This window comes from Mesorhizobium sp. PL10 (assembly GCF_053714315.1).
Genome location: NZ_JBSKBR010000001.1, coordinates 306949 through 333307 on the forward strand (window position 1 = coordinate 306949; position 26359 = coordinate 333307).

Annotated in this window: 26 protein-coding genes; 16 read left to right on the forward strand and 10 right to left on the reverse strand. The window is 63.0% G+C overall.

Translation table 11 applies throughout. The annotated features are described in order from the left end of the window. Positions 1–307: 307 nt before the first annotated feature. The 3 genes from ACWGTO_RS01565 (at position 308) to ACWGTO_RS01575 (ending at position 2383) form a co-directional block, all read left to right on the forward strand. Positions 308–889: a VOC family protein gene (locus tag ACWGTO_RS01565; RefSeq protein WP_454573114.1), complete on the forward strand. Its 582-nt coding sequence runs from the start codon at positions 308–310 to the stop codon at positions 887–889. A 27-nt stretch (positions 890–916) separates the two neighbouring features. Beyond that, the gene (locus ACWGTO_RS01570; protein ID WP_454573115.1) at positions 917–1783 is read left to right on the forward strand and encodes a glutathione S-transferase family protein; all 867 of its coding nucleotides are present in this window, start codon (positions 917–919) and stop codon (positions 1781–1783) included. Between the two features lie 231 nt (positions 1784–2014). Beyond that, positions 2015–2383, forward strand: coding sequence for a hypothetical protein (locus tag ACWGTO_RS01575; protein WP_454573116.1), 369 nt, complete (start codon positions 2015–2017; stop codon positions 2381–2383). Positions 2384–2394: 11 nt separating this feature from the next. Here ACWGTO_RS01575 and ACWGTO_RS01580 read toward each other — a convergent pair whose 3' ends face one another. Together ACWGTO_RS01580 and ACWGTO_RS01585 are read right to left on the reverse strand one after the other, a co-directional pair. Continuing rightward, a complete protein-coding gene (locus ACWGTO_RS01580) occupies positions 2395–2610 on the reverse strand; it encodes a hypothetical protein (RefSeq protein ID WP_454573117.1) in 216 nt (71 codons plus the stop codon). A 136-nt stretch (positions 2611–2746) separates the two neighbouring features. After that, the gene (locus tag ACWGTO_RS01585) at positions 2747–3097 is read right to left on the reverse strand and encodes a hypothetical protein (protein WP_454573118.1); all 351 of its coding nucleotides are present in this window, start codon (positions 3095–3097) and stop codon (positions 2747–2749) included. Between the two features lie 189 nt (positions 3098–3286). Here ACWGTO_RS01585 and ACWGTO_RS01590 point away from each other — a divergent pair, with 189 nt between their 5' ends. The 7 genes from ACWGTO_RS01590 to phoB all read left to right on the forward strand — a co-directional run bounded on the left by ACWGTO_RS01590 (position 3287) and on the right by phoB (position 14529). Continuing rightward, the gene (locus ACWGTO_RS01590; protein WP_454573119.1) at positions 3287–7840 is read left to right on the forward strand and encodes a PAS domain-containing protein; all 4554 of its coding nucleotides are present in this window, start codon (positions 3287–3289) and stop codon (positions 7838–7840) included. A 496-nt stretch (positions 7841–8336) separates the two neighbouring features. Next, positions 8337–9365, forward strand: coding sequence for a substrate-binding domain-containing protein (locus tag ACWGTO_RS01595; RefSeq protein ID WP_454573120.1), 1029 nt, complete (start codon positions 8337–8339; stop codon positions 9363–9365). A 96-nt stretch (positions 9366–9461) separates the two neighbouring features. Beyond that, positions 9462–10922: a phosphate ABC transporter permease subunit PstC gene (gene pstC / locus ACWGTO_RS01600; RefSeq protein WP_454573121.1), complete on the forward strand. Its 1461-nt coding sequence runs from the start codon at positions 9462–9464 to the stop codon at positions 10920–10922. Next, positions 10919–12235 (forward strand): phosphate ABC transporter permease PstA, encoded by a 1317-nt coding sequence (gene pstA / locus ACWGTO_RS01605; RefSeq protein WP_454573122.1) that lies wholly within the window; start codon positions 10919–10921, stop codon positions 12233–12235. The genes pstC and pstA overlap by 4 nt, the downstream gene beginning before the upstream one ends. Before the next feature lie 17 nt (positions 12236–12252). After that, entirely contained in the window at positions 12253–13077 is an 825-nt protein-coding gene (gene pstB / locus ACWGTO_RS01610) for a phosphate ABC transporter ATP-binding protein PstB (RefSeq protein WP_112559514.1), read from the forward strand. 41 nt (positions 13078–13118) lie between these two features. Then, positions 13119–13823 carry a phosphate signaling complex protein PhoU gene (gene phoU / locus ACWGTO_RS01615; protein ID WP_454573123.1) on the forward strand — a complete coding sequence of 235 codons (705 nt, stop codon included), beginning with the start codon at positions 13119–13121 and terminating at the stop codon, positions 13821–13823. 16 nt (positions 13824–13839) lie between these two features. After that, positions 13840–14529 (forward strand): phosphate regulon transcriptional regulator PhoB, encoded by a 690-nt coding sequence (gene phoB / locus ACWGTO_RS01620; protein ID WP_010911896.1) that lies wholly within the window; start codon positions 13840–13842, stop codon positions 14527–14529. Here the strand turns inward: phoB and ACWGTO_RS01625 are convergent, their stop codons facing one another. Then, on the reverse strand, positions 14530–15771 hold the full coding sequence (locus ACWGTO_RS01625) for an ROK family protein (RefSeq protein ID WP_454573124.1): 1242 nt from the start codon (positions 15769–15771) through the stop codon (positions 14530–14532). Positions 15772–16041: 270 nt separating this feature from the next. On the opposite strand from ACWGTO_RS01625, the gene xylF reads away from it, so the two are divergent. The 4 genes from xylF (at position 16042) to ACWGTO_RS01645 (ending at position 21168) form a co-directional block, all read left to right on the forward strand. Continuing rightward, complete coding sequence (gene xylF / locus ACWGTO_RS01630) at positions 16042–17082, forward strand: D-xylose ABC transporter substrate-binding protein (RefSeq protein ID WP_454573125.1); 1041 nt, start codon at positions 16042–16044, stop codon at positions 17080–17082. 142 nt (positions 17083–17224) lie between these two features. Then, positions 17225–18541, forward strand: a complete 1317-nt coding sequence (locus tag ACWGTO_RS01635) for a sugar ABC transporter permease (protein ID WP_454573126.1) — start codon at positions 17225–17227, stop codon at positions 18539–18541. Positions 18542–18554: 13 nt separating this feature from the next. Next, positions 18555–19358, forward strand: coding sequence for an ATP-binding cassette domain-containing protein (locus ACWGTO_RS01640; RefSeq protein ID WP_454573127.1), 804 nt, complete (start codon positions 18555–18557; stop codon positions 19356–19358). Positions 19359–19521: 163 nt separating this feature from the next. Next, positions 19522–21168, forward strand: coding sequence for a CHASE domain-containing protein (locus ACWGTO_RS01645; RefSeq protein WP_454573128.1), 1647 nt, complete (start codon positions 19522–19524; stop codon positions 21166–21168). 39 nt (positions 21169–21207) lie between these two features. Here the strand turns inward: ACWGTO_RS01645 and ACWGTO_RS01650 are convergent, their stop codons facing one another. The 6 genes from ACWGTO_RS01650 to ACWGTO_RS01675 all read right to left on the reverse strand — a co-directional run bounded on the left by ACWGTO_RS01650 (position 21208) and on the right by ACWGTO_RS01675 (position 24808). Beyond that, the gene (locus ACWGTO_RS01650; RefSeq protein WP_454573129.1) at positions 21208–21450 is read right to left on the reverse strand and encodes a YMGG-like glycine zipper-containing protein; all 243 of its coding nucleotides are present in this window, start codon (positions 21448–21450) and stop codon (positions 21208–21210) included. An 83-nt stretch (positions 21451–21533) separates the two neighbouring features. Continuing rightward, positions 21534–21860 carry a hypothetical protein gene (locus ACWGTO_RS01655; protein WP_454573130.1) on the reverse strand — a complete coding sequence of 109 codons (327 nt, stop codon included), beginning with the start codon at positions 21858–21860 and terminating at the stop codon, positions 21534–21536. A gap of 148 nt (positions 21861–22008) precedes the next feature. Then, positions 22009–22191, reverse strand: a complete 183-nt coding sequence (locus ACWGTO_RS01660) for a hypothetical protein (protein ID WP_454573501.1) — start codon at positions 22189–22191, stop codon at positions 22009–22011. A 221-nt stretch (positions 22192–22412) separates the two neighbouring features. Then, positions 22413–23453, reverse strand: a complete 1041-nt coding sequence (locus ACWGTO_RS01665; protein WP_454573131.1) for a sensor histidine kinase — start codon at positions 23451–23453, stop codon at positions 22413–22415. Between the two features lie 166 nt (positions 23454–23619). Continuing rightward, complete coding sequence (locus ACWGTO_RS01670; protein ID WP_023670098.1) at positions 23620–23787, reverse strand: DUF1328 domain-containing protein; 168 nt, start codon at positions 23785–23787, stop codon at positions 23620–23622. A gap of 226 nt (positions 23788–24013) precedes the next feature. Further along, entirely contained in the window at positions 24014–24808 is a 795-nt protein-coding gene (locus ACWGTO_RS01675) for a response regulator (protein ID WP_454573132.1), read from the reverse strand. 211 nt (positions 24809–25019) lie between these two features. Here ACWGTO_RS01675 and ACWGTO_RS01680 point away from each other — a divergent pair, with 211 nt between their 5' ends. Then, on the forward strand, positions 25020–25223 hold the full coding sequence (locus ACWGTO_RS01680) for a NepR family anti-sigma factor (RefSeq protein WP_454573133.1): 204 nt from the start codon (positions 25020–25022) through the stop codon (positions 25221–25223). Between the two features lie 3 nt (positions 25224–25226). Further along, positions 25227–25778 (forward strand): sigma-70 family RNA polymerase sigma factor, encoded by a 552-nt coding sequence (locus ACWGTO_RS01685; RefSeq protein ID WP_023670095.1) that lies wholly within the window; start codon positions 25227–25229, stop codon positions 25776–25778. A 112-nt stretch (positions 25779–25890) separates the two neighbouring features. Here the strand turns inward: ACWGTO_RS01685 and ACWGTO_RS01690 are convergent, their stop codons facing one another. Next, complete coding sequence (locus ACWGTO_RS01690) at positions 25891–26208, reverse strand: response regulator (RefSeq protein ID WP_454573502.1); 318 nt, start codon at positions 26206–26208, stop codon at positions 25891–25893. Positions 26209–26359 lie beyond the last annotated feature (151 nt).

A 26359-nucleotide genomic window follows, 5' to 3' on the forward strand; every position in this document is an offset into this window, starting at 1 on the left:
CATTGGGGGAAGCCGAGTTCAGAGCTGTCGCCTAGCGAATATCCGCAACCTTGAAGGCTTGGCTCTTTTCATCTCCACCACCATGCGCCGGTCGACATCGGCGCTTCTGGCGCGTCGCTGCCAATTGCACTAGCATCATTGTGCGAAGCCCTTGCCAAAGGGCTCGTTACGGCGCGCAGAACGCCGGGGAACAGATTGGGAAAAGCCGCCAGGCATGCAATCCGCCGCACGCATGGCGTTCGGCGATGGCGTTACGTGGCAGGATCTAACCTCGCGAGGAAGGCGAGGGCCGGCGAGGAGGAGACCAATGCAGAAACTGCAATCGCAGGGCGTCCATCACATCACGCTGGTCGGCGCCGGGCGCCAGACCTCCATCGATTTCTGGGAGGGCGTGCTCGGCATGCCGTTCATCTTCGAGCAGCCCAATCTCGACAAGCCCAAGGAAAGCCACCTCTATTTCGATCCGGGCGACGGAAGGCTGATTACCATCTTCACCGACGAGAGCCGCACGGCGGTGGCGCGGCGCACGCCGACCGAGCCGGGCTGCGTCCACCACATCGCCTTTGCCGTGTCGCGTGTCACCTTCCTGCAGGCGGTTGCCCGGCTCGACGAGCGCGCCATCAAGCACAGCGGCGTCAAGGATCGCGGCTTCATGGATTCGATCTATTTCGAGGATCCGCTCGGCCTTTTGATCGAGCTGGCGTCCTACCGGTTCGAACCGCCGACCGGCTTCACCCATGCCGACGTGTTGATGCAGGCGCACAAGCTGCGCGTCGCGCGCGGCGACTACAACATCGCCGAAGTGCATCTTGCCGATGCGATCCAGACGCTGGTCGAGTGGTCACGCGCGACCTTGTCGGACGACCGGACGCCAAAGAATCCATACTGACAGCCAGCAAAACAAGGGGAGAACAACATGGCAAAGACAGTGAAGAGCGCTGGGAAATCAGCAGCCAAGGCAACGCCGAAAGCCGCCGCCAAGCCTGCGGCAAAAGCGGCCGCGAAGCCGGCTGCAAAAGCAGTGGCAAAGGCGGCGGTCAAAAAGGCCGCGCAAAAGGTCGCCAAGGCCCAGGCGGCGAAGAAGCCGGCACTGAAGATCAGCATGCTGAAGCCGAGCGTCAACAACATGACGGTCCGTGTGTTTGCGCGCGCGGCCGGGTTCGACGCCGCCGAGACCGATGCCTGGGGCCATACGCGCTCGCCCGAATATATGGCGCGCAATCCGGCGCATCTGACGCCGATGATCGAGGACAGGGGGCTTCCCAGAGGCGTGCTGTGGGAAAGCTGCGCCATCATGCAGTATCTTGCCAACAAGCACGGGCTGGAGAAATTCTATCCCAAGGCGCCGGCCAAGCGGGCGATGGTCGACAGCGCCATGTTCTATCTCATCGGCACGCTCTACCCCTATGTGGCGCGCGCGACCTATCCGGCGCTCGGCTTCCCGCAATATGCCGGCGAGGTCGGCCACAGCGACGCGCATCCGGAGAAGAAATCCGAGGCGCAGAAGGCAGCCGTGGCCGCGATTGCCGAGCCGCTGGAGGTGTTTCACTCCTTCTTCCGGGACGGCAAGCCGTTCATCGGCGGCAAGCATCCGTCGATCGCCGACATCCGCCTGGCATCGACGCTCGAATTCCTGGCCGTCATCGACTACCCGCTGCCCAAATGGGCGAAGGAGTATGTCGCGGCGATCGAGAAGAAACTCGGCAAGGCCTATGCCGATCCGGCAGGCGATGTCAGAGGCTATATCGCCTATGTGAAATCACAGGCCAGCGCGCAAAGCTAAGGATTCGTTAACCAAAGCCCTGTCTATTGAGGGCAATCCACCGCGCGACCACGGATGTACTGGCGCCGAAGTGGAAGGAAAGGTCGGCGCAATGCCGGCCTTTTGCTTTTCGCCGATGCGCCACAAGACGCGTCCCCGCGCTCCACAATAAACTCTGACATCAGGCATATTGCCATTGCCGGCGTCGACCCTACCATCATGCTTGGCGGCCGAGGTACGAGGAGCTTTGCCATGAAAGGCGTGGCGACATTGTTTGCAGTTGCCGGTGTCGTGTTGGCCGGAGGCTACCCGTCCAATGCCGCGCCGCTCGACACCATGACGGAGGTCGGCAATGCGATCCAGGCGTGCTGGACGCCGCCGACCGATGCTGGAAATGCCAGCGTCACCCTGAGCTTCAGCTTCAAGCGCGACGGCACGCTGATCGGTCCGCCGCGACCGACGGCGATCAAGGTCGATGGTGACGCCAATGCCAAGAAAGCGTTTGTCGACGCCGCAACCACTGCTCTGCAGGAATGTCTGCCGCTGAGCTTCTCGCCCAAGCTTGTCCAAGGCGTCGCGGGCAATGTCTTCACCATGCAGTTCGCCTCGCCCAAGCAATAGGTGAGCGTCACTCAGTTGTGCCGGCGCCTTATGTCGACATGCCGCTGCAGGTCCGGTGTCTCGAAAACGTAGTCGGCCCAGGCGGATTCGGGAATCTGGCCCGCAAGGTAGCATTCCAGCAGCAGGCTGTGCTCGGGGTCGAGAGGTCTCGGCGCCCATTGATGGTCCAGCCCCAGCGAGTGGAACAGGTTCCTGGTCAGGCCAGAGACAGTGAAGTGAATAGACATCTTCGGTCTCCTTTTGTCCGACACAACGCGAGACAGCGGAGAAAGGTTTCAACCGCAAGGGCCGATAAGGCGGGACTGATCATGGCGGCGCCCCGACCATTGTCGATGCCCGGCTTCTTCGTCGACATGCGTCAGGCTATTCGCAGACCATCTTGTAGCGTTTGCCGGGTTGGCTGACATTCTTGCAGGTGAGCGGGTTGGCCGGTTCGGAAGCCATGCTGGGCGGGCTGGACCTGACATGCCGTCTCGGCGCAACAATTGTCGTCTTTCGGCGTGCCGCCGGCCGGTACGGCTCTTGCGGCGGGGTCGGAAACACGCCTGCTGCCGCCTGCATCTTGCTGGCCTCGGTCTGCGACGGATCGGGATCCCAGACCCGCCTGATATCCAGCGGCTTCGGGATCACCACAGTGCCGTCATAGCTGCGCGCGCAGCCGCTGCTCGCAAGCAGCGCCAAGCACAGGAAACAAGGCACGATCCAACCAGTCATCCGCAACACCCCTGCCGACTTATAGCCCGGCCGGGGTTGCGCCGACAACCGGCGGAATACCGCAGGGCAATGTGGGCTCTGGCCGCAGTCTGGATGCGTTATGGTTAGCGGATCATTAATGCTTCTCGGGCACATTCCGCCGGCGAACCACCAAGGGTGTTCGGCCTTGGCTTTCGGGGTGGAAACGGAATGGCTGACGGGACTGTTGGAGCACGCGGCGGACGCGGTTCCCGAAGAGGGGCTGTGACGGGCGAGGATACGTCCATCGGGGCTCCCGAAGCGCTGCGCGAACTGGTCGAGGCCGACGCCGACTGGGTCTGGGAGACCGACGCCGAGCTGCGCTTTTCCTGGCTTTCAGAGAATTACCAGGCCGCCACCGGCATCGACCCTGCCAGCATTCTTGGCCGCTTCCGCTTCGATTTCCTCAAGCAGATGGTGCATGGTAACAGACACGCCGCCGCGCATCTGGAGGATCTGCAGGCGCATCGGCCGTTTCGCGACTTCGTCTATGAATTGAAGGGCGGCCGTCCCGACTGCCGCTGGGTTTCGATCACCGGCTCCCCACGTTTCGACGGCGAGGGCGAGTTTACCGGCTATCGCGGCATTGGCCGCAACGTCACGGCGCTGGCCGGTGCATTGGACGACCTTCGGCAGGTGCCGCCGGCGGCGGGTGAGAGCACGCAGCATCTTGCCGACCTCGAGCGGACGATGGATGCCATGCATATGGGCGTCGTGCTGCTCGACGCCAAGCTCGGCACGCTCATCGTCAACAAGGCCTATCGCGGTCTCTCGAGGATTCCCGACGGCGCCATCACCATCGGCGCGCCGTTCAGCCTCCTGATGGAGCTCAACCGCCGCAACGGCATCTATGGCGATCTCGATGAACAGCAGTGGCTGCATTACCTCGCCACCCGCATCGAGGAGATCCGCGCCGGCTCGGTTGCGCCGCGCGAGTTCACCCACGCCAACGGCCGCACGATGATGTTCTCGGTGACGGCGCTGTCCGGCGGCAAGCGGCTCCTGACCTACTATGACGTCACCGAGCTCAAGCTTCGCGATGCGGCAATCGAAAGCGCCAACGCAAGGGCCGCCGAAACCTTTGCCAATCTGCGCACGATGGTCGACCAGATGCCGATCGGCGTGCTTGTCCTCGATGCGGACATGCGCGCGGAGGTGATCAACCGTGCCTTCTATGATTTCTGGAAAATCGATCCGCACCGCGCCGGTATCGGCTGCGGCTTCCGCGAGCTGATGCAGGCCAGCCGCGACATGGACCCCTACGGCACCGACGACGCGACATGGCAGCGCCACATGGCAGAGCGCGAGGCTGAAATCATGGCCGGCGTGGCCGGCTCCAGGCAATTGCCGCGCAACGACGGGCGCACGCTCATTGCATCGACGGCGCCGCTAGCCGGCGGCCAGCGGCTGATCTCCTATGTCGATGTCACCGACATGAAAGACCGCGAGGCCGAACTTGCCGAGGCGCTGGAAAAATCGCGGCTGGCCGAAGCGGTGATCAACGCCGTCGAAGACCCGATCTTCGTCAAGGACGACAATCTGCGCTTTGTCTTCGTCAACGAGGCGTTCTCCGCGCTGTTCGGACAGACGCCGCAAGCGATGCTGGGCAGGCTTGGCGGCGACTTCATGCCGGGGAAGGATGCCGCGCTGTTCGAGGACAGCGAACGCGCCGTGCTGGTCACCGGCACGCCTTATGAGATCGAGGAGAATTTCGAGGTCGAGGGCGCCAGGCGCTCGCGCATCGTGCGCAAGAACCGGGTCGGCATGCCCAGCGGCCGCAACTATGTCGCCGGCTTCCTGTTCGACATTTCCGACATGAAGCGCCGCGAGACGGAAGCGGAGGATGCGCGCAAGCAGCTTGCCACCGTGCTGGAATCGCTACCGGCGGCCGTCATTATCTACGATCGCGACGACAAGTTCGTTTTCGCCAACCGCAAGATGCAGGACACCCTGCCGGCGCTCGAACCGGTATGGAAGCCGGGCTGCAGCTTCCGCGAAGCGCTTGAGCTCGGCCATTCGGTGGGCTATTTCCGCACCAGCGGCGACAGCGAACTCGACGCACTCTACGATACCGATGAGGATCGCTGGCTCGACGGCATCCTGGCCCGCTACCATTTGCACACTTCGTCCTACGAACGGCGCAATCCGGACGGCCGCTGGTACCAGGTCTACGACATGCGGACCGAGGACGGCACCTTCATCGGCGTGCGCGTCGACATTTCCGACATCAAGAGCCGCGAAAAGGCGCTGCAGGATTCGATGCGCCAGATCGACCTGTTCCGCCATGTCATGGACGAATTGCCGGTCGCGGCCTTCATCAAGGCGCAGGACCTCAGCATCGAATTCGTCAACAAGGCCTGGTGCGCGATCACGGGTCTGGCCAAGGAAGATGCCATCGGCCGCACCGATCGTCAGCTGTTCGGCGCCGACGATGCCGAAAGCTCTAGCCATGACGACACCGAGGTCGTTGTCACCGGCAGCGTCAAGGAGATCGAGGAGCCCATTACCCACCGCGACGGCACGGTGCGGCAATTGATGACGCGCAAGAGCCGCCTGGTGGCGCTCGACGGGTCGGTGCATCTGGTCGGCTCCAGCACCGACATCACCGAGGTCAAGGCGCGCGAGCAGGCGCTGGAAGAAAGCTTGCGCGAGAACGAGGTGTTCCGCAATCTCATCGACAACGTTCCGGTGTCGATCTACGCCAAGCGCTCGGACCTGCGCCAATTCTACGTCAACAAGGGATGGTGCGACCTGACCGGCCTGAGCAAGGAGGAGGCGATCGGCAAGACCGACGTCGAGATCTTCGGCGCGGACGGTGAGGCCTTCGTCGCCGGCGATATGGCCGTGCTGCGCACCGGCGAGACGCAGGAGATCGAGGAGACGGTGACGCTTGCCGACGGCAGTTTGCGCCACCAGTTTGCGCGCAAGGGCGCAATGATCGCCTCCGACGGTTCGCTCTATCTCATCGGATCGACCACCGACATCACCGAATTGAAGATGCGCGAGGCCGAACTGCGCGAGGCACGCCAGCGCGCCGTGCTCGCCGACCGCGCCAAGTCGGAATTCCTGGCCAATATGAGCCACGAGATCCGCACGCCGATGAACGGCGTGCTGGGCATGGCCGAGCTGCTCGCCAAATCCGACCTCGACCCCAAGCAGAAGACGTTCACCGACATCATCGTCAAGTCGGGCAACGCGCTTTTGACCATCATCAACGACATCCTGGATTTCTCCAAGATCGATGCCGGCCAGCTCGTGCTCGACCCGGCGCCGTTCAACCTGCCCGAGGCGATCGAGGATGTGGCGACATTGGTGTCGACACGCGCCAAGGAGAAGGATCTCGAACTGATCGTGCGCGTCGAGCCGGGCCTGGAAAGCCTGTTCATCGGCGATGTCGGCCGCTTCAGGCAGATCGTCACCAATCTGCTCGGCAATGCGGTGAAGTTCACCGACGAAGGCCATGTGCTGGTCGATGTCACGGGAACAAGGGTTGCGACCGGAACCAGGCTCACCATCTCGGTCACCGATACCGGCATCGGCATTCCGGAGGACAAGCTGAAGGCCGTCTTCGAAAAGTTCAATCAGGTCGATACCTCGTCGACCAGGCGCCATGAGGGCACCGGCCTAGGCCTTGCCATCACCTCGCGGCTTGTCGAGCTGATGGGCGGCGAGATCGGCGTCGAGAGTGCCGAGGGCAAGGGCTCGACCTTCTGGTTCACCGTTACGCTGCCCAGGGCCGGCCAGCAGACGGGGCAGCGCATCATGCCGGTGGACGTCACCGGCGCGCGGGTGCTGATCGTCGACGATAATGCCGTCAACCGCTCGATCCTGACCGAGCAGATGGTGTCGTGGACGTTCGATTCTTGCGCCGCCGAAAGCGGCGCCGAAGGGCTGAAGGTGCTGGTCGCCGCGGCTGCCTATGGCGTGCCGGTCGACTGCGTCGTGCTCGACTACCAGATGCCGGGGATGAGCGGCGCCGAAATGGCGCGCATCGTTCGCAACACCGCAGGGCTGGCCGACACGCCGATCATCATGCTGACCTCGGTCGACCAGTCGCTCGCCAACACCGGCTACCGCGACCTCGGCATCGACGCGCAGCTGATCAAGCCGGCGCGCTCCTCGGTGCTGCTGGAGACGCTGGTCGCGACCATCCAGCGCCATCGCCACGGCACCACAGATGGCCGTGAGGAACACGCAGCAAGCGACAGCTCCGGCCAGGCGATGGTACAGCCGGTGTCGGCGCCGCCGGCACGAGCCGCATCCGAGCGGGCGCAGTTGCATCCGCCGCCGGTGCGCGCCCGCGCCCGGGCGGGCGGCAACGAACGCGGGCTCGACATCCTCGTTGCCGAGGACAATGAGGTGAACCAGATGGTGTTCACCCAGATCCTCGGTGAAACCGGCTATAGCTTCGAGATCGTCGGCAATGGCCGCAAGGCGCTCGACGCGTTTGGCCGGCTCAATCCGCGCATGATCCTGATGGACGTCTCGATGCCGGAGATGAATGGGCTCGAAGCCACTGCCGCGATTCGCCGGCTGGAGGAGGAGAGCGGCACGCATATCCCGATCGTCGGCGTCACCGCGCATGCCTTGAAGGGCGATCGCGAACGCTGCCTGGAAGCCGGCATGGATGACTATCTGCCCAAGCCGATCAGCCCGAATGCTCTGCTCGAAAAGGTCGAACGCTGGGTCGGCATCGCGAACGAAGCCCAACGAGACGCCGGCTAGCTAATCTCGGCGCCGGGGATTCGGCGGCGCCACAGCGGTCTGGGATATGGTGCGATCGCACCATATCAAAGCTTGCGCCCAGTCGGGAAAATGGCGGCAACGAAACCGCTCATTCAGTTACGGGCGGGAGCAAGCGACCGCCGACAAAGAAACAGCGTCGAAATCTACCCCAACGGACCTGTTTTTGGCGATGGCTCGGCCAAGATACGCTCTGGCCACGGGCAACGCGCTCCCGTCCGGTTTTTCTTTCTCGGCATCGCAGCCTGCGATCTGCCGGGACAAATGCCGGCGCAAAATCCCGCAAGCTTATGATTCCAGCGGCAAACTGCGGCTCTCGCGAAGAGACCGGCCGGCTGCAGCCTTCGGTGCGTCCATCCGACGTTACCGGGCTGACACGAAACTGTCATGCGACTGTAATAATCGAAGGCTATTGGCCTCAGCGGGCGCCGGCTGAAGAGGGCGCCGAGAGACCATATTCCGAACAGGAGCAGGCCACATGAAGAAATTCCTCGTTACGGCGTCGGCCGTGGCGCTTGCGCTCGCCGCATCGTCGGGTGTCGCCGCCGCGCGCGACCAGATCCAGGTCGCCGGTTCGTCGACCGTGCTACCCTACGCCAAGATCGTCGCCGAGCAGTTCGGCGAAACCTTCACCAACTTCAAGACCCCGGTGGTCGAGTCCGGCGGCAGCGGTGCCGGCATCAAGGAATTCTGCAAGGGCGTCGGCGAAGACACCATCGACATCGCCAACTCCTCGCGTCCGATCAAGAAGGACGAACTGAAGTCCTGCGCCGACGCCGGCGTGAAGGAAGTCCAGGAAGTCCGCATCGGCTATGACGGCATCGTCTTCGCCACCGACATCAAGGGCCCGGATTGGGCGCTGGTTCCCGCCGACATCTACAAGGCGCTCGCCGCCAAGCTGGTCGTTGACGGCAAGCTCGTCGACAATCCGAACACCAAGTGGAACCAGGTCAACCCGAAGCTGCCCGACTGGGATATCGCCGCCTACATCCCCGGTGAAAAGCACGGCACCCGCGAAGTGTTCGAGACCAAGCTGCTCGACGCCGGCTGCGACAAGGCCGCCCTGAAGGCCACCGGCATCGCCGACGACAAGGAAATCGGCAAGACCTGCATCGCCATCCGCAAGGACGGCAAGGCTGTCGACATTGACGGCGACTACACCGAGACGCTCGCCCGCATCGACTCCAACAAGACCGGCGTCGGCGTGTTCGGCCTCGCCTTCTACGAGAACAATGCCGACAAGCTGAAGGTCGCCACCGTGGAAGGCATCGTGCCTTCGACCGAGACGATCGCAACCGGCAAGTACCCGGTTTCGCGCCCGCTGTTCTTCTACGTCAAGAAGGCGCATCTCGGTGTCGTTCCCGGCCTCAAGGAATATGTCGAGTTTTTCCTTGACGACCAGATGATCGGCCCGGAAAGCCCGCTCGCCCAGTACGGTCTGGTTTCGGCTCCCGACGCCGAGCGTCAGAGCCAGCGCGACGCCTTCGCCGCCGGAAAGACGATGTAATCAACTGACCGGATCAGGGCGCGGACCAAATCCGCGCCCTGATTTCGCCGCTTGCCGCAACGGCGGCGGCGATCTGAATTTTCCCAGGGGTGGGTGATGTCGTCCTTGCTCGTACTCGCCATAGTCGTTGTCATCGGCGTGGTCGCCTTCGTGATCGGCCGCCAGCGCGCCGCGGCGCAGGATACCGGCAAGGTAAAGCCGCATTCGCGCGCCCACTATCACGGCTGGTGGGCCTTTCTGCTCGCCGTCCTGCCTGCCGTGCTGCTGCTCGCTGTCTGGGACATCGGCTCGTCCTTTTATCTTGACCGGCACATCCACGCCGCCCTGCCCGAGCGCACTGTCGACTCCAAGGTCGCCAGCGAAGCGCTCGACGTCAGCCTGGTGAAGAGCCTCGCCAAGGGCCTGCGCCGGCTCGATGCCGGTACGCCGCTTCCCGCCACGTTCGCTGAATTGCAGCCGCTGCTCATCGCCAAGGGCGTGGCGCTGGCCAGCGATACCCAGGATTACATGATCCCGATCGCCGCCGATGCGAACACGGTCCAGGACAGGCTCGGCCTGTTCGGCTCCGTCGTTACCTTGGCGTTGTCGGTCGCCGGCGCCTTCTATGCGCTGCGGCAGATCGCGCCGCGCGCCAGGGCGCGCAACAATGTCGAGAGGCTGATGCTGTGGGGGCTGCTTGCGGCGTCGACCATCGCCATCCTGACCACGGTCGGCATCGTGCTGTCGATGCTGTTCCAGACCATCACCTTCTTCGAAAGCGTGTCGCCGATGAGCTTCTTCTTCGGCACCGTGTGGGATCCGCGTTTCGCCGCCGCCGGCTCCGGCGGCAGCCAGGGCCAGTTCGGCCTTATCCCGCTGCTCGCCGGCACGCTCTACATTGCCGCCGTCGCCCTGGTGGTGGCCGTGCCTGTCGGGCTGATGTCGGCGGTCTACATGTCCGAATATGCCTCGCGCAGCGTGCGCTCGGTGGTCAAGCCGGCGCTGGAACTGCTGGCCGGCATCCCGACCATCGTCTACGGCATCTTCGCGGTGGTCACGCTCGGACCGTTCCTGCGCGACCTGTCGGCTGCACTCACCGGCGGTTCGCCCTTCATCCAGGGCCAGAGCATCTTCACCGCCGGCCTGGTGATGGGCGTGATGCTGATCCCGGTGGTGTCCTCGCTTTCCGACGACATCATCACCGCGGTGCCGCGCGCCATGCGTGACGGCTCGCTCGGCCTCGGCGCGACGCGCTCCGAGACGATCAAGCGGGTGATCCTGCCGGCCGCACTTCCGGGCATCGTCGGCGCCATCCTGTTGACGGCGTCGCGCGCCATCGGTGAGACGATGATTGTCGTGCTGGCGGCCGGCGTTGCCGCCAATCTCACCGCCAATCCATTCGAGGCGATGACGACCATCACCGTCAAGATCGTCAACCAGTTGACCGGCGACCTCGAGTTCAACTCGCCGCAGACGCTGGTCGCCTTCGCGCTCGGCCTGACGCTGTTCGCGCTGACGCTGGTGATGAACATCGTCGCCCTCTACATCGTGCGCAAGTACCGGGAGCAATACGAATGACCGACATTCCCCTGGACACGATGGCGGGTGCGGTTGCGCGTCCGCGCCGCGACATCGGGCTGAAGGCGCGCTATGCCGCCGAACGCCGGTTCCGCATCTACGGTATGATTGCGATCTCGGTCGGCCTGGCCTTCCTGGCCATCATGCTGATCACCATCGTCTCGAAAGGCTACACGGCCTTCTGGCAGACGACGGTGACGCTGCCGATCACTTTCGACGAGAAGGTCATCGACCCGTCGAACAAGCGCGCCACCGATCCGAGCGTGCTGATCAAGGCGAACTATCCCAAGCTTGCCGACAGCGCGCTGGTCGCCAAGCTCGGCATCGATCCGGCCAACAAGCCGATGATGCTGAAGCTCAAGGGCTTCCTGTCGGAAGGCGCCCGCGTCCAGCTGCGCGACATCGTCATGGCCGATCCGTCAGTGATCGGCACGACGCGCGACGTCAATATACTGGCGGCGGCCAATCTCGACTCGGCCTTCAAGGGCCAGATCGATCTCGGCGTCGAGGAGGCGCGCCGCAAGGTCTCCGACCAGCAGATCGAGTGGATGAACAAACTCAAGACCGACGGCGCGATGGCCGAACATTTCAACACCGGCCTGTTCACCTATGGCGCCTCCAGCCGACCTGAGACGTCGGGCATGGGCGTGGCGATCATCGGCTCGTTCTACATGATGGTGATCGTGCTTCTCCTGGCACTGCCGATCGGCGTCGCCGCCTCGATCTATCTCGAGGAATTCGCCAAGAAGAACCGCTTCACCGACCTGATCGAAGTCAACATCAACAATCTGGCGGCGGTGCCGTCGATCGTTTTCGGCCTGCTCGGCCTCGCGGTGTTCATCAACTTCCTCGGCATGCCGCGCTCGGCCGCCTTCGTCGGCGGCCTGGTGCTGACCTTGATGACGCTGCCGACCATCATCATCGCGACGCGCGCCGCCCTTGCCGCTGTGCCGCCGTCGATCCGCTCGGCCGCACTCGGCCTTGGCGCCTCGAAGATGCAGATGGTGTTCCAGCACATACTGCCGCTTGCCGCTCCCGGCATCCTGACCGGCACCATCATCGGCCTGGCGCGTGCGCTCGGCGAAACAGCGCCGCTGCTTCTGATCGGCATGGTCGCCTTCGTCGCCGACTATCCGAAGACGCCTTTCGATCCGGCGACCGCGCTGCCGGTGCAGATCTACATGTGGGCAAACGAGGCTGAACGCGCTTTTGTCGAGCGCATGTCCGGCGCCATCATCATCCTGCTCGTCTTCCTCATGGCCATGAACATCACCGCGATCGTGCTTCGGCGCCGGTTCGAGCGGCGCTGGTAGAAAAAAGGCAATTTGGTATGAACATCATGACCGAACAGTCCCTTGAAAACGCAGTGGGCGACAAAATGAACGCCAAGTCGAACGAAGTCATCAAGATGCGCGGCGACAAGGTCGGCGTGTTCTACGGCGAGAAGCAGGCGCTGTTCGACGTCAATCTCGACGTCCGACAGAACCAGGTGACGGCGCTGATCGGCCCGTCCGGCTGCGGCAAGTCGACCTTCCTTCGCTGCCTCAACCGCATGAACGACACCATCGATTCGGCGCGGGTGACGGGCAAGATCACGCTCGACGAGGACGACATCTACGACAAGAACATCGACGTGGTCGAACTGCGCGCCCGTGTCGGCATGGTGTTCCAGAAGCCCAATCCGTTCCCGAAGTCGATCTACGAAAACGTCGCCTACGGTCCGCGCATCCATGGGCTTGCCAAGCGCAAGTCCGACATGGACCAGATCGTCGAATCCAGCCTGAAGAAGGCGGCGATCTGGAACGAGGTCAAGGACCGCCTGCAGGAGCCCGGCACCGGCCTGTCCGGCGGCCAGCAGCAGCGTCTGTGCATCGCGCGCGCCATCGCTGTGTCGCCGGAAGTGATCCTAATGGATGAGCCCTGCTCGGCGCTCGACCCGATCGCCACCGCCCGCGTCGAGGAACTGATCGACGAACTGCGCCAGAACTACACGATCGTCATCGTCACACACTCGATGCAGCAGGCGGCGCGCGTGTCGCAGCGCACGGCGATGTTCCATCTCGGCTACCTGGTCGAGGAGGGCGCCACCGACAAGATGTTCACCAACCCCGACGACAAGCGCACCCAGGATTATATTACCGGCCGCTTCGGCTGAGTCGTCCAGCGGTTGAATTTTCAGGCACGAGGACCAGGATCATGGGTGAACATACCGTCGCCTCCTTCGATGAAGAACTGGGGCAGATCAGCAAGCTGATCCGCGACATGGGCGATCTGGCCGGCTCGATGGTCAGCGGCTCGACCAAGGCGCTGCTCACTTCGGACAATGCGCTGGCGCAGCGGGTGGTTTCCGACGACGCCATCATGGACGCGCGCCAGCGGGAGCTCGACGACCGCGCCATCACGCTGATCGCCAAACGCCAGCCGATGGCCAACGATCTGCGCGCCGTGGTCGGCTCGATCCGCATGGCAGGCGACCTTGAACGCATCGGCGACCTCGCCAAGAACATCGCCAAGCGTGTCGGCACCGTCGGCTTGAGCGTCACGCCGCGCGACCTGTCGCATTCCATCGATGCGATGGCGCAGCTGGTGCTGATCCAGGTGCAGGGCGTGGTCGAGGAATATGCTGCCGCAGATGCGGCAGCGCTGGCGAAGCTCAGGAATGACGACGAGCGCATCGACGTCAAATACACCTCGGTGTTCCGCGAGCTCTTGACCTACATGATGGAAGACCCGCGCAACATCACGGCCTGCACGCATCTCCTGTTCTGCGCCAAGAACCTGGAGCGCATCGGCGATCATGTCACCAACATCGCCGAAAATGCGTATTATGTGCTGACCGGCCAGCAATTGCCCGCCAATCGCCCGAAGCAGGACGAAACGGCGATGGCCACATCGCCCTGATAAAGGTGAACTGCTGATGATTGCGCCACGCATCATGGTCGTGGAGGATGAGGAGCCGCTGGGCGTGCTGCTCCGCTACAACCTCGAATCCGAAGGCTACCAGGTCGAGGTGGTGACACGCGGCGACGAGGCCGAAATCCGGCTGCAGGAAAATGTTCCCGACCTGCTGGTGCTCGACTGGATGGTACCGGCGGTGTCCGGCATCGAGCTGTGCCGGCGGCTCAGAATGCGGCCCGAGACGGAACGGCTGCCGATCATCATGCTGACCGCGCGCGGCGAAGAGAGCGACCGGGTGCGCGGCCTGTCGACCGGCGCCGACGACTATCTGGTCAAGCCGTTCTCGACGCCGGAGTTCATGGCGCGGGTGAAGGCGCTGCTGCGCCGCGCCAAGCCGGAAGTTCTGTCCAGCGTGCTCAAGGTCGGCGACATCGTGCTCGACCGCGAGTCGCACCGGGTCTACCGCAAGAAGAGCGAGATCCGGCTCGGGCCGACGGAGTTCCGGCTGCTCGAATTCATGATGCGCCATCCCGGCCGTGTGTTCTCGCGCAGCCAGTTGCTCGACAATGTCTGGGGCGAGACGATCTATATCGACGAGCGCACGGTCGACGTGCATGTCGGGCGCCTGCGCAAGGCGGTCAACAATGGCCGCATGCCGGATGTGATCCGCACCATCCGTGGCGCGGGGTATGCGATCAGGGAAGACTGATCAGGCAACGCTCTTTCCAGCGCCCGCTCGCGCCTGCACGCCCGGCGCGAAAATCTCCTGGTCGACAAAGGTCAGCGCGCGCATGGCGCAGCCTTCGCGGATCAGCGGCAGCTCGTTGGGCTCGGTGTCGAAGGAGATCGACTTCGAGTGCTGGCCGCCGGCGGTCTGGGCAATCGCTTCGCGCAATGCCGGTTCGATCAGATCGAACGCGGCGGCGCTGACGCCGACCATGGCGACCGGTGCTGGATCGATCAGCGCGAAGAGGCTGCCGAGGCCGAAGCCAAGCGCCTCGCCGGCCTTGCGATAGGCTTCGCGCTCGGGCCCATCGGTCTCGCGGGCACGTGCAGCCAACGCCCGCATGTCGGCGTCGCCGACATCGACCGGTTCGGCATCCTCGCTCATCATTTTGGCGCTGCGCCAGATGGCGTAGTTGCCGGCATAAGCCTCGACGCAGCCGCGCCGCCCGCAGCGGCACAGCGCGCCGCCGGGCCGATGGATCATGTGGCCGAACTCGCCGCCGGAGGAATGCGTGCCGGTAAACAGTTCGCCCTTCAGCACCAGCCCCATGCCGATGCCGTGCGAGAGCAGGATGGCGATGAAATTGTCGCGGTAGCGCTCAGGCTGGCGCCATTGCAGCGCCACTGCCATCATGTTGCAATCGTTTTCCATGGTGGCCGGAATCCCGAATTCCGCTTCCAGTATGTCGGCGAAGGCAATGTCGGTCAGCGGCGTGATCGGCGACCACAGCATGGCGCGCGCCTGCGAATCGGTGATGCCCTGGATGCCCATGGCAATGCGGGCGATGCTCTGGACATCGAGGTCGGGGTCCTCGAGCCGCCGCCGCACGATTGCCGTGCATTCGCCGATCAGCTCGTCGCGCGGCATGGTCAGCGTATCCAGCCGGCGCTGCTCCTCGGCGACCACCTGGCCGGCATAGTCGATGACGGTGACGGAAAGGAAATTAAGCGACAGCACCACGGTCATCACCGCCGCCGCTTCCGGATTGAGGCCAAGGCCGACTTGCGGCCGGCCGCGTTTCAGCGCGCCGGTCTCGCCTGGCTTGCTCTCGGCCAGGATGCCTTCCGCAATCAGGTCGGACGAGATTGCCGATATGGTCGAATGGCTGAGGCCGGTGGTCGCCGCGATCTCGGTCCGCGACGGTTGGCCGGCCCGGCGCACGGCCGAAATCACCATCGCGCGGTTGCGACGGCGCAGATCGTCGTGGCGGATTCCAACCGACATCTTTCTTTTTTCCTCCCGGTCCTCCTCCCGCCTCATGATAGTGACGGCGGTCGGTGACACCAGCAAATATTGGCAGAAGCAGGCCGCGCTGTCATTGTTTATTGCGAGCCTCGAAAAAATTCGCTGAGGCCATCAGATTCCATCAGAATCGATGTTGACAGCGTCTCGCCGTTGGACCAGTATTTTTTCGAGGCTCGAAAAAATAGAGCCTCTGTGTGCCGGCCTTCGGGCCAGTTTTGTCGCGCCGCGCGCGGCGCAGGGAGGATTATCATGAACAGATTTGCAGCCGCCATGCTGGCGGGTGTCGCCATGTCGCTGACGCTGGTGTCGGTCGCGCAGGCGAAGGACAAGGTCATCGGCGTGTCGTGGTCGAACTTCCAGGAAGAGCGCTGGAAGACCGACGAAGCGGCGATGAAGGCGGCGATCGAGGCGGCCGGCGACAAGTACATTTCCGCCGACGCGCAGTCCAATCCCGGCAAGCAGTTGACCGACGTCGAAAGCCTGATCTCGCAGGGCGCCAACTCGCTGATCATCCTGGCGCAGGACGCCTCGGCCATCGGCCCGGCGGTGCAGAAGGCGCTGGATGAAGGCATCCCGGTCGTCGGCTATGATCGCCTGATCGAGAACAAGGACGTCTTCTACCTGACCTTCGACAACAAGGAAGTCGGCCGCATGCAGGCCCGCGAAGTGTTCAAGGCGAAGCCTGAAGGCAACTACGTCTTCATCAAGGGGTCGGGTTCCGACCCGAATGCCGATTTCCTGTTCTCGGGCTCGATGGAAGTGCTCAAGGAAGCCATCGATTCCGGCAAGGTCAAGAATGTCGGCGAGGCCTACACGGATGGCTGGCTGCCGGCCAACGCCCAGAAGAACATGGAACAGTTCCTGACCGCCAACGACAACAAGGTCGATGCTGTGGTCGCGGCCAATGACGGCACCGCCGGCGGCGTCGTCGCGGCGCTGACGGCGCAGGGCCTGGCCGGAACGGTTCCGGTCTCGGGCCAGGACGGCGACCATGCCGCGCTGAACCGCATCGCCCTCGGCACGCAGACCGTGTCGGTGTGGAAGGACGCGCGCGAACTCGGCAAGAACGCCGCCGAGATCGCTTCGCAGCTGGCCGACGGCAAGAAGACCGGCGACATTGCCGGCGCCAAGGACTTCACCACGCCTGGCGGCAACACCGTCAAGTCGCTGTTCCTGACCCCGGTTGCCATTACCAAGGACAACCTCAACGTCGTCATCGACGCCGGCTGGATCAAGAAGGACGAAGTCTGCGCGGGTGTCGCCGCCGGCAGCGTCGCTGCCTGCAACTGATCTGCCGACTTCAAGTAGAGTAACGCCGCGGCTGACAGGCCGCGGCGTTTTTTCAAGGCAATTTGTGTTTCCGCCGCGGGCGGCTAACTTCTAGGCTGTGGTTCGGCATCCGCGTCAGACGGCAAGCCGCTGGGAGGACATCATGACCGACACGACCTCGACTTCGCAGGCCGACACCGCGCGCGCGTCGGAACTCGGCGCGGTCGCGCGCTTCCTGAAGGCGACGGAGATCGACACCCGCATGCTCGGCATGGTCGGCGCGCTGGTGGTCATCTGGGTCGGCCTGCACATCCTGTCGGGCGGTCTTTTTCTGACACCGCGAAATCTGTGGAACCTGTCGGTGCAGACATCAGCAGTCGCCATCATGGCCTCCGGCATGGTGCTGGTCATCGTCATGCGCAACATCGATCTGTCGGTTGGATCGGCCGAAGGGGTGATCGGCATGGTCATGGGCTTCGCGCAGGTGCATTTCCTGGTGCGTTTTGTCGGGCTTGAGCTTGGCAATCCCTGGATCTGGGTGCTGGCGCTGGCGATCGGCCTGGCGCTCGGCCTTCTCATCGGCGCCTTCCAGGGTTTTATCATCGCCTATCTCGAAGTGCCGGCCTTCATCGTCACGCTCGGCGGCCTGCTGGTCTGGCGCGGTGCGGCCTGGTGGGTGACCAGCGGCCAGACCGTGGCCCCGCTCGATGCCACCTTCCAGCTGATGGGTGGCGGTCCCGCCGGATCGATCGGCGCGACCTGGAGCTGGGTCGTCGGCATCGTCGCCTGCCTTGCCGTGGTGTTCGCGCTGTTCAACGGGCGCCGACAGCGCAAGCGTTTCCGCTTTCCGCTGCGACCGATCTGGGCCGAGACGCTGATAGGCACTGTGACCTGCGCAGTCATCCTGGGCGCGGTGTGGGTTGCCAATTCCTATCCATGGCCGGTCGGTATCGTGAAGCGATATGCGGAGGCCAACAACATCGCCATTCCCGAAGGCGGGCTGTTCATCGCCCATGGCATCGCCATTCCGGTGCTGATGGCTGTGATGGTGGGCATCGTCATGACCTTCATCACCAAACGCACGCGTTTCGGCCGCTATGTCTTTGCCATTGGCGGCAACCCGGAAGCCGCCAACCTCGCCGGCATCAACACACGCTGGGTCACCATGAAGGTGTTCATGATCATGGGCGTGCTGGCTACGATCGCCGCTGCCATCTCGTCGGCCAGGCTGAATTCCGCGACCAACGCACTGGGCACGCTGGACGAGTTGCTGGTCATCGCCGCCGCCGTCATCGGCGGCACGTCGCTGGCCGGCGGTTCGGGAACCGTTATCGGCGCCATGCTGGGCGCGCTTTTGATGCAGTCGCTGCAGTCCGGCATGGTGCTTCTCGGCGTCGACTCGCCGCTGCAGAGTATCGTCGTCGGCGCAGTGCTGGTCGTCGCGGTGTTTCTCGACACCGTCTACCGCAAGCGCGTTTAGGAGGAGAACGATCATGGAAAAGACTGCCTCCGCAAACACCGGCACAGCGCTGATCGACATGCGCAACATCTCGATCGCCTTCGGCGGCATCCGCGCCGTCGACGATGCATCCATCGATCTTTTCCCGGGCGAGGTCGTGGCGCTGCTCGGCCATAACGGCGCCGGCAAGTCGACGCTGATCAAGATCCTGTCGGGCGCCTACAAGCGCGACGCGGGCCAGATCTTCGTCAACGGCCAGGAGGCGGCGATCTCCAACCCGCGCGACGCCAAGAAATACGGCATCGAGACGATCTACCAGACGCTGGCGCTGGCCGACAATGTCGACGCTGCCGCCAACCTCTTCCTCGGCCGTGAGCTGATGACCGGCTGGGGCACGCTCGACGATGTCGCCATGGAAGCCGAGGCGCGCAAGGTGATGGGCCGGCTCAATCCGCGTTTCCAGCGCTTCAAGGAGCCGGTGATCAAGCTGTCGGGCGGCCAGCGCCAGTCGGTGGCGATCGCGCGCGCCATCCTCTTCAACGCCCGCATCCTGATCATGGATGAACCGACGGCGGCACTTGGGCCGCAGGAAACGGCGCAGGTCGGCGAGCTAGTCAAGCAGCTCAAATCCGACGGTATCGGCATCTTCCTGATCAGCCACGACATCCATGACGTGTTCGAGCTTGCCGACCGTGTCTGCGTGATGAAGAACGGCCAGGTCGTCGGCACTGCGCACACCACCGATGTCACCCAGGACGAAGTGCTCGGCATGATCATCCTCGGCAAATGCCCACCCGGCGCCATTCCCGGGCCGGGCGCGCTGAAGATCGCCGCCTGAGACATGCGCCATCATCGGCGGACGGTCATCTTCTCGATGTGCGATCGATAAGCCGGCTAATATGTGGACGCGATGTGCCAGCTGTCACGATGGTTTGGCCTCGCCATTGTGTTGGCGCGGTGACATGCCATAAGGGTTCCAGATACATGGGCCGCAGCATCCTTTGAAGAAGCTTTTCCCGATCGTCGCCTTCATTGCCGTCGCGCTTATCAGCCTGACGATGGCGGGCTTCGCCTACTTCGCCACCCAGGAGGCGGCGCGGATCAAATTCGAGGCGACGGCCGACGATGCGCTCAACCGTATCGAAAGCCGCATCGACCTGCATCTTTCGCTGCTGCGCTCGACCCAGGCCCTGTTCGACGCTCGCAATGGCGAGATTTCGCGAAGTGAGTTCAAGGCCTTCTTCACCGCGCTCGACCTCGACACCAATTTCGCCGGCATGCGCGGCATCGGTTATCTCAGGCTGGCCAAAGCCGGCGATGAAGCGGCGGTCGAGCGCGACATGTTGCGCGACCGCGGCGTGCCCCACACTGTCTATCCAGACACGGCGCAGTCCTGGCGCACGCCCGTCGTGCTGTTCGAGCCGCTCGATCCTGCCAACGAGTCGACCATCGGCTACGACATGTTTACCGAACCGGTGCGGCGCGAAGCGATCGAAAAGGCGATGGCCGATGACGCACAGCATGCAAGCGGCCTGGTTCAACTCGGCCAGGGCACCGGCGCGGCGCAGACCTTTACCGGCTTCCTGGTCTTCGTCAGGCTCAATGTCGAAACCGCTCCGGATGGCATCAACGCCTCCAGGTCGTCGACATCAGGCCTTCTCTACGCCGCTTTCCGCGCGCGCGACTTGTTCCAGACCGCGCTCAGCCGCACACCGCTGCTGCCGGTCAACACCGAGGTCTATGACGGCAAGGTCGACGCCGGCAATCTTCTGTTCCAGTCGGAAACGCCGCCGGTTGCGAGCTTTGGCGACAGGCTGTTGGTGACGCGCAAGATCATCGTCGCCGGCCGGTCGTGGACGGTGTTGTTTCGGCCGACCAGCGCTTTCTCGCAGCCGTCTTCCCGCGCCATTCCGGTGATGCTCGGCCTGTTCGGGTTGCTCCTGGCCGGCGCCATCGCTCTGGTGGCCCGCTACCAGGAGCGCGCCTATGACGCCAAGTCGTTGTTGCACGAGACGACGGAAAAGAGCCTGCTCGAAAAGGATCTGATGCTGCAGGAGATGAAGCACCGGATCAAGAATTCGATCACGCGGGTGCTGGCGATCGCGCGCCAGACGGCGGCGCACGCCACCGACGTAAAGGAGTTCTCGTCCTCGTTCTCGGCCCGCCTGCAGGCAATGGCGGCTTCCCAGGACATGCTGACGCGCTCGCGCTGGCAGAAGGCCGACCTTGGCGACCTCTTGCGCATCGAGCTTGGCCAGGTGTTCGGCAAGGAGCTTCCCGACGGGATATTGTCAGGGCCTCAGGTGCTGCTCGACGAGACGACGACGCAGGCGCTTGGCCTTACCTTCCATGAACTGGCGACGAATGCGCTGAAATATGGCGAGGCCGGCAATTCGGTTGGCGCGCTGAAGGTCGACTGGTCGTTCCAGGGGCGTGGGGCCGACAGAATGCTGGTGCTGAATTGGCGCGAGGCCGGGCAGAAGCAACTCGAAGCGCCGGCCAAGACCGGCTTCGGCACCAAGCTGATCGATCTCAATGTCACGCGCGAATTACGCGGCACGATCAGCCGGAATTTTCGCGCCGACGGGCTTACGGTGGAAATCAGGATTCCGCCGCCTGATACAGGCAAACAAACGGAGACCGGCTGACCGGTCTCCGTCTCGATTGTTTGACGCTTTTGAAGCGGATCAGCAGCGAGCGGTGTAGAGCCGGCCGCGATTGTCGCGATACTGGCAATAGCCATTGCGCAGGTTGCGCACCAGCAGACCGGAACCGGCACCAACGGCTGCGCCGATGAGCGCACCCTTGCCACCGCCAACCAGGCCGCCGACGCCGGCGCCAACCAACGTTCCGACACCAACGTCCTGCTCGGTCGTGCTGCAGCCGCTGACGGCGACCACTGCAACCATGGCAATAATCACTTTCCGCATTGAGTCTCTCCTCACTTTCGTCCTCACTTTAGTAAGCTCCAGCCGCCATTTAGCATGAAATACCGGCTTTTGCCCGCTCGAACTTATTGTTGGTGAAGATAGTCTTTTTCGGGGCGCGTCCCATTCGACGCAACCACGATGTTTGAAATCTGCAAGGATGCGTCGAGCGAACCATCCGGGCGCACGTTCCAGACGATCTGGTCGTAGTCGTCCTCCAAGGCGGGATCGACGGCAAGACACTTGGCAACGACATGCTGGGCCTGACCCTGCACGTCACCCATGGCGAAAGGCCGCTCGGCGGTGCATGCCTCTGCAGTCTCGAACACGCTGACCGGCACCGGCAGTTCGCGGCATTCGGTCATGCTGTTCGAACAGCCGATAACCAGAAGCAAAGCGGCAATGTGTTCCACGGCGAAAGATCCTCTCGCCATAAGAACGGTCGACACCCGTCAAAGTTCCTGTGATGAAAGTTGGGAGCGTTGATATGGCCAGGAGCCAGACCAGTCCTCTCAGCTCAACCTGATTTTTGGAGCAGCGTGAACCGGGAGCGATCCCGGCTCAGCCCAGTTGCGACGCCACGATCAGCACGATGGCGACGACGAACGCGACAGCGGCGAAGCGAAGCAAGGGATGCCAGGCGTGCGGCAAAGGCGATGCGGAGGCATCAGGGTCCTGAAAGCCGCTCATCGACACGCGGGCGGCCTGCTCCAGCCTGTTCATATCGGCAACCGTCAAGATCATTCCTCCCATAGGTGCGTGTAGGCTGCGGCCGAAACGTCGGTTGAATCGGTCAAGATCCAGCAATCTCTGGGTACCACAGCATCGGACTTTATGGTGAACAGCCGGTTAAAGAATCCCGCGCTTTGGTTCTCTGGTTCGACGCAATTCCCAACGAGAGCGCTACGCGCTTTTCCCGGAAAAACCGTCCACTTCCTGGAATTGCTCAGGGCAAGTCCGGCCGCTCACTCGGTTTCGAAATTGCCGTGCGGTACGACAAGCCGATACTCGAGACGGTCGCCGGTGATCTCCAGTGTCGCCGTGCCGTTCAGCGATGCCGGCACGACACGTTCGAGGGCAACGCTGCCGAAGCGTTTCTCAGTGCGCCTGTTATCATTGGCGACAATGGCCTCGACCCAGGTCAGCGACAAAGCCGGCTTGTCAGCAGCCTCAGTAATGCTGGACAGATTTGCGGTTACCTCGACAAAGCCATCCCGCCGCGCGAGGGCGCCGTAACTGAATGAATTGACGGCGAGCTCGTGCATGGCCAGGCCGATATGAAGCGCGGCGTTGGGATTGAGATATGGATTGACGCCATTGAAGCGCAGGCTCTGTGCGGGATCGGCGCCGTAGCGCACGACCTGGCCACGGACAAGCTCGCGTAGTGCAGCACCCCGCCAGTTCGACGACGTGACCAGATCCTGAGAGGAGGCCAGTGACTGCAGCCGGCCACGAAAGCGCGTCAGGAAATCGTCCGATGTCTCGGAATAGCGGCCAGTCTGGGTGGCGATGCTCTGGATGATGGCCAACAGGTTTTTCGAGCGGTGGCTGACCTCGCGCAACAGCGTCTTCAGTGTCTGTTCGCGGCGTTTCTGCTCGGTTGTCTCCACCATTGTGGTGACAACGCCCTGAACATCGCCGCCATCGCCGTGATCGGCATCGACCCACACCTGGAACCAGCGGATGCCTTCGGCAGTGGGAACGCTGAGCTCGAGACGTTCGGGATTGCCGGACGCGATGACATGGCGTTTGGCGGCATCGATGTGCTCGGCCTGCGCCAGCGGCAGTATGCCGTTGCTGTCCGCGGTGTCGGAAGTCCATGGCTCACGCATGTTGCGCGCCCATACGGTCTTCATCTCGCGGTCCTGGTAGAGAACGGAAATGCCGGCATTGTGCAGCGCGTGGAGCAAGGCGCGACCGAGCTGCATGCCGCTTTCAGCGGGATGCAGGGCGATGACTTCGTCACTCCGCCCGTTTTCGCCTGTCTCGCCGCTTTTGGAACGCATCAGTCACCTGTCCAACCGCCCAAGCTGAACGGCTCACTCTGAAATCAGTTCCTGAATAAGCCCCTAAAACAGGTCCGCCGGACGGCGTCCCGTTAAAGGACACCGCCCGGCGGTGGCTGGAAACCGTTTGAGGGGTGCGGCTTCCAGTGTTGGCTCGCTACGGGTCTTACGACGCCCTTCTGAACAGGCCGGCCAGAAGCGAGATGACGAGGAAGGCGAGAAAGATGAAGAACAGGATTTGCGCGATGCCGGCGGAGGTGCCGGCGATGCCGCCGAAACCAAGCGCGCCGGCGATGATCGCCACGACCAGAAATACGAGCGCCCAGTAAAGCATGATCTGTCTCCTTCCGATGCTGGGATAAGAACGTTGGTGGTTGGTGTTTGTTCCACCCTTTGCCGAAAAAGACAGCCTTTGGAAGGGGCCCCGGACGCGAATTGATTCAGGCACGCGAGCGCGGCCATGCAAGGCGGCATGGGCAAAGACAACTGGCGATCGCCGGGTGACGATCGCCAGTACTGGCAACGCCGCGGGATGCGGCGGCGAAACGTTGGAGACTATGTCAGGCGGCGGCCTTGGCCTGCCGGTCGAAGAACAGCGCCTGGCTGATCAGCGCCTTGACCATGTCCGGGTTGAACGGTTTGGTGACGAGGAAAGCGGGTTCGGGCCGCTCGCCGGTCAACAGGCGCTCGGGGAAAGCGGTGATGAAGATCACGGGCACCGAGGTTGACGACAGGATCTCGTTGACCGCATCGATGCCAGAACTGCCGTCGGCAAGCTGGATGTCGGCCAGCACCATCTTCGGCCTTGTCTTACCAAACATTGCCACCGCCTCGGCATGGGTGCGGGCGGTGCCGACAACACGGTGACCAAGGCTCTCGACCATTTCCTCGATGTCCATGGCGATCAGCGGCTCGTCCTCGATGATCAGCACGTCGGTCGCCACCTGGCGGGAAATCTCGTTGCTCGCCTGGGCAAGCAGTTCGGAGAATTCGTTGGCGTCGACATCGAGAATTTCAGCCGCCTCGTCCTCGCTAAAGCCTTCGACCGCAACCAGCAGGAAGGCCTGGCGTGGCCGTGGCGCAATGGCGTTGAGATTGGCGGCGGCGCGCTGCTCCCATGCCGATTGCGCCTGTTCCTGTGGAACGCGGATGGCAATGGAGGTGAACAGCTTGGCGAAAACCTTGTAGATCGCGATGCGGTCGTTCGACGATTCGGGGAAGATGTCGACGTCGGCGATGATGGCTTCGAGCATCGCGGCGACCAGCGCATCGCCGCTCTCCTGCGATCCCGAAACGGCGCGCGAAAAGCGGCGCAGGAACGGCAGGTGCGGAGCAATGGTTGCGGAAAGGCTCATGATAGACGTCTCCCTCAGATGACGTGATTGCGCAGATTCCAGGTCAAGCTGATTGCAAGCCCCGGCAAACAAACGCGGGTTTTGTGAAAAAGTTCCGAGGGTTGTGGAACGAATCTCCACGGGCCACGTTTGTGGGGCGATGGGCAACCAGACGAGGGGGCCGCTTTGCGTTGTGTAATAGGGCGGCTCGGGGCGCTGGATTAAGGGCGAAATGAAGGATATGGATAAAGCAACACTGGCTGGCGCCGCTGACAGGCGCCGGGCCAATTCCGGTGACCCGCTTGGGGCGAATTCCGAAATCGGCCGCAAACTCAAACAATATTATGACGAGCTGGTCTCCGACAATGTGCCGGATCGCTTCGCCCAGTTGCTCAGCCAACTGGAACAGGCCGAACCCGCACAGAAGAAGGACTGAGGCATGGCAGCTGTCTCACAAGGGTTCAAGACCGATCTGCTCGGCTCGATCCCGAGCCTGAGGGCCTTTGCCGTGTCGCTGACGCAGAATGCCGACAAGGCCGACGACCTGGTGCAGGAGACGCTGGTCAAGGCCTGGGACAAGCATGAGAGCTTCCAGCCCGGCACCAATCTCAAGGCATGGCTGTTCACCATCCTGCGCAATGAGTTCTATTCGCAGATGCGCAAGCGCGGCCGCGAGGTGCAGGACAGCGACGGCATCATGACCGCCAGGCTCGCCGTTCATCCGGCCCAGCACGGCCAGCTCGACCTCAAGGATTTTCGCGGTGCGCTCGAGCAATTGCCCGAGGACCAGCGCGAAGCCATCATCCTGATCGGCGCTTCCGGCTTTTCCTATGAGGAGGCCGCCGAGATCTGCGGCTGCGCGGTCGGAACGATCAAGAGCCGGGTCAGCCGGGCCCGTACGCGGTTGCAGGAGATCCTGAAAATCTCCGGCGAAGACGAATACGGGCCAGATGCCATCTCGTCCCAGGTCACGGGCTCAAACGCCGCCTGACAGTGGAACCCGTTTGCGGGCACGGGCTCGATCTCTTTGTTTTTGCGCAATTCCCAAGGGGAAAACCGCACACACTTTCCTGGAATCCCTCTAAGTACCGATGGAGGGCATTTCAGACTGGCGCGCGGCCGCAGGCCACCGCCAGCGCCTCGACGAGATCGTCGCCCGAATATGGCTTGGTCACCAGCCGGACGCCGGGAAAAGACGCCTTGATCTCGTCGGCATCCGAATAGCCGGAGGCAAAGACGAAGGGCATGCCCGCCTGGCGCAGTTGCGCGGCGAAGTCGAGCGTCGACGTTCCACTCAGCATCAGGTCGACGATAACGCCGTCGAACTTGTCGGCGACCGACTGCTCGTCGATCTCTGCCAGGTCGCGGGCGATCACCACGTCGCCGGCGCCATGGTCGCGGCAAAGTTGTTCGACATCCATGGCGATCAGGAATTCATCCTCCAGGACAAGAATTCGCAATCCCTCAAGCAATGGGGGCACCTGGCAATCTCTCCTCAATTCTTGCGGCATCGGGTTCAGTGACTCCAGTCAACCGCATCGCGGACCGTGGGGGATCGGCCAGGGCCTTAAT